The following is an 8,297-nucleotide window of genomic DNA, read 5'->3' as shown; positions in this document are numbered from 1 at the left end:
CGGACGCGTTCGACGCGCCGCTTGGTCGACCGACGTCGGACGGCGGTTCAGGTCTGCATCGCCCGCACCGGGCGCTGCGGGCGTGTGAATCCCGCTGTGGCGGAGGAACTTTGATCTAGCGGGCCTGGTCGACGCGTTCCCACTCGGTCGCAGCGGACGGCTACGGCGCGGAACTCCGATTGGGCAGTCTGCGTGGCATCCTCGATCATTGAACCGGGACCTGCGTCGTGCAGCGAGGCGCTGTCATGTTGCCGTGCTGGCGAACAGTTCCGGCGCGGCCTTTCGCACCTTATGCAGAACTTTCGACGCCCGATCCGAGGACACCGCGGACAGAACAGGTAGCGCGGAGCGCCAGAGCTTCGCTGCGTCCTCGTGTCGTCCGAGCCGCCAACGAATCAGCCCTGTTTCGGCGGCGGAAAGAGCGTGAATCCTGGTGTGCGTCTCGGGGCTCCACATCGAATGCGACAAGTACAGGTACCGCTCGGCTTCAACGTGATCACCCAGGGCGGCGAACGCTTTCGACGTCTGCCTGGCCACACTCGCTTTGTTCGGGCACCAGAGCGCCGCCCACCGGGGTAACTCGGTGGTGATTTCCGTAGTGGTTATCCATGGTTCGGCCTCCCGCAAGGTATTGCGCGCTGCTAGATGGTGCCCCGTTTCGGCGTAGCAGCGCGCGAGACCGACCAGGAACAAGGACATGGTGTCCGGACTTACTTTGTCCCGCGCCGCCGCCGTTCCACGCTCGGCAAGCTCGGCGGCATGCTGCGGCTGTCGTACATCGGTGGCGTGTAACCCGAGAATGCGGAAACAGAAGCCGTCCTGTCCCGGGACACCGGACTCCTGCGCGAGCCGTAGCGCCGAGAGGTAATACCGCTGCGCGATGCCGTCCTCCCCCGCGTCGTGCGCTTTGAAACCCGCCAGGTATGCCAGCTCGGCGGCGGAGCTGAACGCGGCGGAGCGGACCGTCGAATCGGCGAACCGGGAACGCAGCAGTGACGCGACATCGGTGCTCAGGAATTCGGCGACAGCGGTCCGGCCGATACCGCCGCCCTTGACTTCGTCCAGGCGCAAGAAAGCGTCCGTGATCCCTTGGACGGCGCGCACTTCCGGCATGCCGACGTGCGCCGAGTCGCCGACTCGCACCAAGCGGGCCACGTCCGACTGCGACACCAGCGCGGTCGCCGAAAGCGCCGCGCTGTAGGCGGACGTGCGCAGGAACGACCGCCGGTCCACATCCGCTCGGCCCAACATACTGACCAGTGTGACAGGGTCGCATGTCACTTCGCCGCACGCGCGTGTGTATGCCGCGACCACATCGGCCGAGGCGACGCGCGTCCCCGTCTCGACATGCCCCAAGTAGCTGCGCGAGAACGGTATTCGCGCAGCCAGTTCGGCCAGCGAGAGCCCCGCCGCCTGCCTGGCGGCTCGCAAACGTTCCCCGATGTCAGGAGGCAACCCCCCGTCCGTCCCCATGGGTGAATGGTAGGCGGATCGGTAGACGTGCTGTAGCCGTTTTACCAGTCCACAGCGATGTTTTCCGCGCGACGCTTGCAGCCGCACCCACCCGGCGGGCGCGTCTGCTCCCGTCTGGAACAGACGCACCGCGAGCCGTGAGCGGCCCCCGGTGATCACACCCCGCCGGGTGGCGTGCGCCCAGAGGACGAGCGAGAGCAGGGGTGAAACGCGATGGGGTTCAACTGGTGGCGAGACGCCGAACCGGACGACATGTCGGCGCAAGCGATCATCGACCGGGTAGCCGCCGAGTGGCGTGCCGAGCGCGAACGCGAACGGATTCGCGCCGAGCGGCCCGACCCGGGGCTGTGGCCTACCGGCTGGCCGCATGAAGCTCCCGAGCACCCGCTGAGCGTTTCCGAAGCACACCAGACGATGCAGCGGCACAGGGAATGCCGGGCGGACCAGTGCCCGCGTAAGGCGGCGGCCCGGCAGACGCTCATCGACGCCGGACGGATGAAGCCGGACACCGCACGGGAGGAGCGCTGAACGCGTTGCCACTGCCGTCCGGTCCGGCGGCTCAGCACCGCCGTCGCCTCGGACACCCGGACGGCATCTCGCACTACCTCGTCACAGGCGACGACAAGGCGGCCTTCCTGGCCCAGCTCCGTCATGCGGCGGGGATCGGCGCGTCCGACCGGCAGGCACGGGCCGGTCGATGAGGTCGCCCGCACCTCGCGGCGCTGTCGCGGAGGCGGTAGTGGGCCGTTGGGAAGGCCAGGTGCCTGCCGTCGATTCGGGTTCACCTGCCCGCGGCCCCCTCAGGGCTTGCGCTTCCAGACGAGGAGCATGGAGTCGCCGGCGGGTTTCCATGGCAGGAAGATGGCAATGGCACCCGCGACGATCAGCGATGCCGAAACCGTCACGTAGGACGCGAGTTGGAACCCCTCCATAGACGCGGCTTTCATCGCGTAGATCAGGTCGGCCTTCTGCTGGGCGAAGGCGGGATTGATGGGACGCTTGGCCATTTCGAGTACAGCGATGACGCTTTCGCGGGCGAAGCTCTTCTCGTTCGGGGTCATCAAGAAGTCGGGGATGGCATCGATGCGCGGTCCGACCTCGGTGGTGTACACCGACGCCACGATCGATCCCAGCACCGCGACGCCGAGCGTTCCCCCCGCCTCGCGGGTGGTGTCGTTGACCGCCGAGCCCGCTCCCGCTTCGTCGAGGGCCACCGAGGACATGATCGATTCGGTCGCCGGGCCCTGCACGATCGCCAGCCCTAGACCCATCAGCACCATCGAGACGAGCACAGGACCCAGATACGGTGTCTCCACTTTCACCTGCCCGGCGATGAACATCCCGGCACTCATCACCACCAGACCGAGGACGATGACTGCCGTGGTGCCGACCTTCTGGGCGATCAGCGTGGCCAACGGGGCGCCGACGGCGATGGCCACGGCGAACGGTAGCGAGTGCAACCCGAATTGCAGCGGCGACAGCTCCATCACTCCCTGGAAGTATTGGGTGATCATGAACAAGAATCCGAACATGGAGAAGTAGCCGACCGCGATCGCCACCGCGGGCAGGGAGAATCGCCGGATCCGGAACAGGTTCATGTTCAGTACGGGCGAGGCAGTGCGCATCTCCCATCGGACGAACACCGCGAAGCAGACCACGGCGAAGGCGAAACACGTCAGGCTGGTCGGGGAGAGCCAGCCCTGATGCGGCGCGGCGATGATGGTCCACACCAAGGTGGTGACGCTCAGGAGCGAGAGGGCGATGCCGATCACATCGAGCCCGCCGGTGTGTGCCGCCTTCGATTCCGGAAGCAGTATGCGGGCGAGAAGCAGGACGATCGTGGCGACGGGAACGTTGACCCAGAAGACCGAGTGCCAGGAGAAGTGCTCGAGTAGCCAGCCGCCCGCGGTGGGCCCGATCGCGATGGCGAAGCCTGCCATCGCCGTCCACGCCGCGATGGCGACGGTCCGTTCCCTGACGTCGGTGAAGATATTGATGATCAGCGCCAACGTCGCGGGGAATACAGCGGCGGCGAACACTCCCATAGCGGCGCGGGCGGCAATCACCTGCGCCAGGTCGGTCGCCAACGCGCCACCCAGAGACATGACGGCGACGCCGGCCAGTCCGACCATCATCACCAGGCGGCGGCCGTAGCGATCTCCGAGGTGGCCGAACGCGAGCAGCAAGCCCGCGAAGACGAGCGTGTACGCGTCGACAACCCACTGCAATCCGCTGAAACCGGCGTGCAACTGCACACCCAGGGATGGCAACGCGACGTTGACGACGGTGTTGTCGAGCACCACGAGCAATTCCGCGACGCAGATGACGACAAGGGCTTGCCACCGCCCCCGCATGCTCGGAGTTGCGGGGTGCGCAGCCCGTGCGGCCGGCTCGGCGACAGATGAATGGGGCATGAGTGATCGACTCCTCGTCATTGCAATGCGGGCCAACTCGGAAAGCGGCCGCCGACCCCGGGCACGGGCGATAGCTCGGACCGGCAGCCATGGGGTGCGGGGCAGCTCGATTCCGCGAGAGCTAGGGACGCCGATATCAGGCCCCGCGGTGGGGTTGAAACCGGTTCCCTCCGACAAATTGATGTTACTTCGCGTAACGCTAACGGCAGCGTAATAGAACGCTTGGTCTATCGCAAGCGAGGGATCGCGTCATTCTTCGAAGAGATCCGGAGCCGAGACTCCATCCAGAAGACTGGATGGTCTACTGTTCAGTGCGTCGCTAGGCTGGATGGCCGGTACAAAGGGGAAAGAGGCTCATGGCTGCGGATGCGCGACGGCGCTTGATCGAGAGCGCGATCGAGCTGATCAGACGTCGAGGGGTGGCCGGCACCGGGGTGGCCGATCTGCTCGAGCACAGCGGCACCGCACGACAATCGATCTACAAGCATTTCTCCGGCGGGAAGACGGAGTTGATCGAGGAGTCCGTCCGGACCGCGGGCGCCTGGATCGAGCAGATGATCGAGCAGATGGCCGAGACGCTTTCGTCGCAGGAAATGCTGCGGGCCTTCGTCGAGTATTGGAAATGGGTGCTGGTTACCAGCGACTACCAGTCCGGATGCCCGATCGCCGCCGCGGCATACGGCGGAAGCGAAGCACCGGCCGCCCGAGAAATATCCAGCCAGGCATTCCGGCGCTGGGAACACCACCTGGCCGAGAAAGCCATCGCGCAGGGCGTACCGGCCCGGACAGCCCAGAGCCTGGCGACCACGACAATCGCGGCGATCGAGGGCGCAGTCATGATGTCGATCGCAGATCGCAGCATCGCACCCCTCAACCGCACCTACGACCAGCTCCGCGAACTGCTCGGAATCCATCTCGAGGCACCCTGACCACGCCGCCCCTCGCGACAACGGACGCGGACGGTTACGAGCGGTCAGCTATGACAGCAACGTAGGTGGACGCCTAGGGTGCGGCCGCGATCGCGAGACCGAGCAACGTGATGACCTTGGCGACCTCCAGGCCGATGTACCAGTAGTGCGCGTGCGAGCGCGGCAGATCCTCGCCCGCCAGCACGCGATCGGCGCGGCGGGACAGCGGCGGGCGCACGACGAGGATCTGGACGGCCAGCAGCACCACGGCCACGCCCAGCCACAACCAGGTCGGCTTGCCGGGGCCGGTGATCAGTGCGGCGACCACCAGAAGCACGGCGAGCACGGCCTCCGCGGCGTTCAGCGCGCGGAACACCAAGCGGCCGATGCCGAGTCCCAGCGGCAGCGTGACCCCGGGGGCACGGAATTTCAGCGGTGCTTCCAGGAACGAGATGGCCAGCACCATGCCGAGCCACAACATGGGCAGAAACCACAGAATGTGCTGCGCGACCGTGTCCATAGCGCGGACCCTACCGGCGGAACGCGTCCGCGCGGCAGGGTCCGAAGGCCCGACGCCGGTAGCTCAGAGCTTGACCAGCGTCCGGCTGTACTGCGGGATCAACCGGATCTTGCCCGCGGTGCCGAAGTCGATGGTCACCGTGGCCAACGGCCCGAAGCCCTCCGCGGCGATCACCCGGCCGAGACCGTACTTGTCGTCGCTGACCCGATCGCCCACGGCGAGCACCAAGTTCGTGTTGTTGCGGGTCGCGCCGCCGGGAGCGGGCCTGCGCGGGCCGCGATCGCGCAAGCCGGGCCGTGGCTCCGACCACCCGTCGCCGCGCGTCCAATCCCGTTCCAGCCCGTCGTCGTCACCGCCGCGACGCCGCAAGCCCCTCGTTGCGGGCGATCCGGCGGGCTCGAGCCTGCGCCAGTCGATGAGGTGGCCGGGGATCTCCTGCAGGAAACGCGATTCCGGGTTCGACACCGGCTGCCCCCAGCCGGACCGCACCACCGCCCGCGTCAGGTACAGGCGCTGCCGGGCCCTGGTGATGCCCACGTAGGCGAGGCGTCGTTCCTCGGCCAGCTCGGTGGGATCGCCGAGCGCCCGCATGTGCGGGAACTGCCCGTCCTCCCAACCGGTCACGAACACCACCGGGAATTCCAGGCCCTTGGCGGTGTGCAACGTCATCATCGTGACCACGCCGGAGCCCTCGTCCGGGATCTGGTCGGTGTCGGCCACCAGCGAGACCCGCTCGAGGAACGCGGCGAGCGAACCGGGATCCGGCTCCCCTTCGCCCACCTCGGGCAGCAGCCCCTCCTGCCGGGCCGCCTCCGCGTTGTTCTGCGCCTCCGAGCTGAATTCCCTCGCGACGCTGACCAGCTCGTTGAGGTTGTCCAGCCGGGCGCCGTCCTGGGGGTCGTCGGAGGCCTCCAGTTCGGCGCGATAACCGGTGCGCTCGAGCACCGCTTCGACGACGTTGCCGACATCGGGGAAGTCGGACTCCGCGCGTTCGCCCGCGGCCCGGATGTCGTCGAGCAGTTCCAGGAAGCCCGCGATGGCTCGCTGCGCGCGCGTATTCAGCAGCGCCACCTTGCCTTCGGCGGCGTCGCGCAGGGCGGCGGCGAAACCGACGCCGCGTTGTTCGGCATGGACCGCCACGCAGGCTTCGGCGCGGTCGCCGATGCCGCGGCGCGGCGTGTTCAGGATGCGGCGCATGCTCACCGCGTCCTCCGGGTTCTCCAGCACCCGCAGGTAGGCGACGATGTCGCGGACCTCTTTGCGCTCGTAGAAGCGGACGCCGCCGACCACCTTGTAGGGCAGGCCCATCCGGATGAAGATCTCTTCCAGCGCGCGGGAGTTGTTGTTGGTGCGGTAGAACACGGCGACGTCGCCGTAGTTGGCCTCGCCCTGGTCGACCAGCCGGTCGATCTCGCGCGCGACGAACGACGCCTCGTCGTGTTCGTTGTCGGCGACGTAGCCGGTGATCAGATCGCCTTCGCCGGAATCGGTCCACAGCTTCTTCTCGCGCCGGTTCTCGTTTCGCGAGATCACCGCGTTGGCGGCGGAGAGGATGTGCTGGGTGGAGCGGTAGTTCTGCTCCAGCAGAATGGTTTCGGCGTCGGGGAAGTCGCGCTCGAACTCCTCGATATTGCGGATCGTCGCGCCGCGGAAGGCGTAGATGGACTGGTCGGCGTCGCCGACGACGCACAGTTCGCTCGGCGGGACCCGGTCCTCGGCGCCGTCTTCCACGTGGTGGCCGACCAGCTCGCGGACCAGGACGTACTGCGCGTGGTTGGTGTCCTGGTACTCGTCCACCAGCACGTGCCGGAACCGGCGGCGGTAGTACTCGGCGACCTGCGGGTGATTCTGGAGCAACGCCACCGTCTCACCGATGAGGTCGTCGAAGTCCAGCGCGTTCGCCGAGCGCAGCCTGCGCTGGTATTCGGTGTAGACCCGCGCGACCAGACCGGGCAGCTCGGTGTCGTCGGATTCCGCGTCGGCGGTGGCGCGGGCCGGATCGATGAGTTCGTTCTTCAGATTGGAGATCGCCGTCGCCAGCAGGCGCGCGGAGTACTTCTTGGTGTCGATGTCGAGGTCGCGGCTGATCATGGTGAGCAGGCGCCGCGAATCGTCCGCGTCGTAGATCGAGAAGTTGGAGTTCAGCCCGGACAGCAGCGCCGCCTGGGTGCGCAGGATGCGGACGCAACTGGAGTGGAACGTCGACACCCACATGGCGTTCGCCCGCGGGCCGACCAGTCCGGTCACCCGCTCCCGCATCTCGGCGGCGGCTTTGTTGGTGAACGTGATGGCCAGCACCTGACCCGGCGTGACGCCACGGGCGGCCAGCAGGTAGGCGATGCGGCGGGTGAGCACCGCCGTCTTGCCCGAGCCCGCGCCCGCCACGATGAGCAGCGGGGATCCGGTGTGCACGACCGCCGCGCGCTGCGGCGGATTCAAGCCGTCGAGCAGCCGCTCGGCCTCCTCGGCGCGCCGCTGTTCCCGCTCGGCGCGCTGGCGCTCGCGCTCCGCGTCGGTCGGCGGCGCCGCGCCGACGGCGGGCTGCGACCCCTCCGCCGCGTTACCGCCGGCGAACTGCGGTTTCGATGCCGGATCCGGGTGCACGATCCGACCGGCCTGCGTCTTGGGAGCCACCGTGATGTCCATCGTCCATCCACGCTACCGGCGGCCACCGACACAGATGAAGCCCCGGGTGAGATCGGTATCGGTTCGGCGCCGGATGGCTGAACGGCGAGTGAACTCCCGCTGGTGGGAAGGGTGGGTGAAACAACCTGCGAATCTCGCGCGATTCCCAAACGTATATGTTTTGCATACCCCCCAGCCCGTGGCACACTGGCGACATGCTCAGCGCTTTCGCCAGACATCCGATTCGGCTGCCAGCCGAACGCCGGGATCGCGGAGCCTGTACCTGAGCACACCTTTCTGGGGGGACAATACGAGGCCCCACCAGGTCTGTTTCACGGTGAAAGAACCGGTCGGTAA

The 8,297-nt window shown here is 67.3% G+C and carries 7 protein-coding genes; 3 read left to right on the top strand and 4 right to left on the bottom strand.

The window, feature by feature from the left end; all coding sequences use genetic code 11:
- Positions 1-243: 243 nt before the first annotated feature.
- On the bottom strand, positions 244-1,632 hold the full coding sequence (locus ABZ803_RS11530) for a helix-turn-helix transcriptional regulator (RefSeq protein WP_357035636.1): 1,389 nt from the start codon (positions 1,630-1,632) through the stop codon (positions 244-246).
- 54 nt (positions 1,633-1,686) lie between these two features.
- Between ABZ803_RS11530 and ABZ803_RS11525 the strand changes: the two genes are divergently transcribed.
- The gene (locus ABZ803_RS11525; RefSeq protein ID WP_357035633.1) at positions 1,687-2,001 is read left to right on the top strand and encodes a hypothetical protein; all 315 of its coding nucleotides are present in this window, start codon (positions 1,687-1,689) and stop codon (positions 1,999-2,001) included.
- A 5-nt stretch (positions 2,002-2,006) separates the two neighbouring features.
- Entirely contained in the window at positions 2,007-2,174 is a 168-nt protein-coding gene (locus ABZ803_RS11520) for a hypothetical protein (RefSeq protein ID WP_357035630.1), read from the top strand.
- A gap of 99 nt (positions 2,175-2,273) precedes the next feature.
- Here the strand turns inward: ABZ803_RS11520 and ABZ803_RS11515 are convergent, their stop codons facing one another.
- Complete coding sequence (locus tag ABZ803_RS11515; RefSeq protein ID WP_357036321.1) at positions 2,274-3,827, bottom strand: MFS transporter; 1,554 nt, start codon at positions 3,825-3,827, stop codon at positions 2,274-2,276.
- Between the two features lie 416 nt (positions 3,828-4,243).
- On the opposite strand from ABZ803_RS11515, the gene ABZ803_RS11510 reads away from it, so the two are divergent.
- Entirely contained in the window at positions 4,244-4,816 is a 573-nt protein-coding gene (locus tag ABZ803_RS11510) for a TetR/AcrR family transcriptional regulator (protein ID WP_357035627.1), read from the top strand.
- Positions 4,817-4,889: 73 nt separating this feature from the next.
- Here ABZ803_RS11510 and ABZ803_RS11505 read toward each other — a convergent pair whose 3' ends face one another.
- Positions 4,890-5,315, bottom strand: a complete 426-nt coding sequence (locus ABZ803_RS11505) for a hypothetical protein (RefSeq protein WP_357035625.1) — start codon at positions 5,313-5,315, stop codon at positions 4,890-4,892.
- Between the two features lie 63 nt (positions 5,316-5,378).
- Positions 5,379-7,961, bottom strand: coding sequence for a DNA helicase PcrA (pcrA, locus tag ABZ803_RS11500; protein ID WP_357035622.1), 2,583 nt, complete (start codon positions 7,959-7,961; stop codon positions 5,379-5,381).
- Positions 7,962-8,297 lie beyond the last annotated feature (336 nt).

Origin of the sequence: Nocardia sp. NPDC047648, assembly GCF_040642815.1 — a bacterium.
In the GTDB taxonomy this organism is placed as follows: domain Bacteria; phylum Actinomycetota; class Actinomycetes; order Mycobacteriales; family Mycobacteriaceae; genus Nocardia; species Nocardia gamkensis.
This window is presented reverse-complemented; position numbering and strand designations above follow the sequence as displayed.

Excerpts from the sequence above, each read along its gene's own strand:
- ABZ803_RS11510 (WP_357035627.1), top strand. The coding sequence starts at position 4,244 with ATGGCTGCGGATGCGCGACGGCGCTTGATCGAGAGCGCGATCGAGCTG.
- ABZ803_RS11525 (WP_357035633.1), top strand. The coding sequence starts at position 1,687 with ATGGGGTTCAACTGGTGGCGAGACGCCGAACCGGACGACATGTCGGCG.
- pcrA (WP_357035622.1), bottom strand. The coding sequence starts at position 7,961 with ATGGACATCACGGTGGCTCCCAAGACGCAGGCCGGTCGGATCGTGCAC.
- ABZ803_RS11505 (WP_357035625.1), bottom strand. The coding sequence starts at position 5,315 with ATGGACACGGTCGCGCAGCACATTCTGTGGTTTCTGCCCATGTTGTGG.
- ABZ803_RS11515 (WP_357036321.1), bottom strand. The coding sequence starts at position 3,827 with ATGCGGGGGCGGTGGCAAGCCCTTGTCGTCATCTGCGTCGCGGAATTG.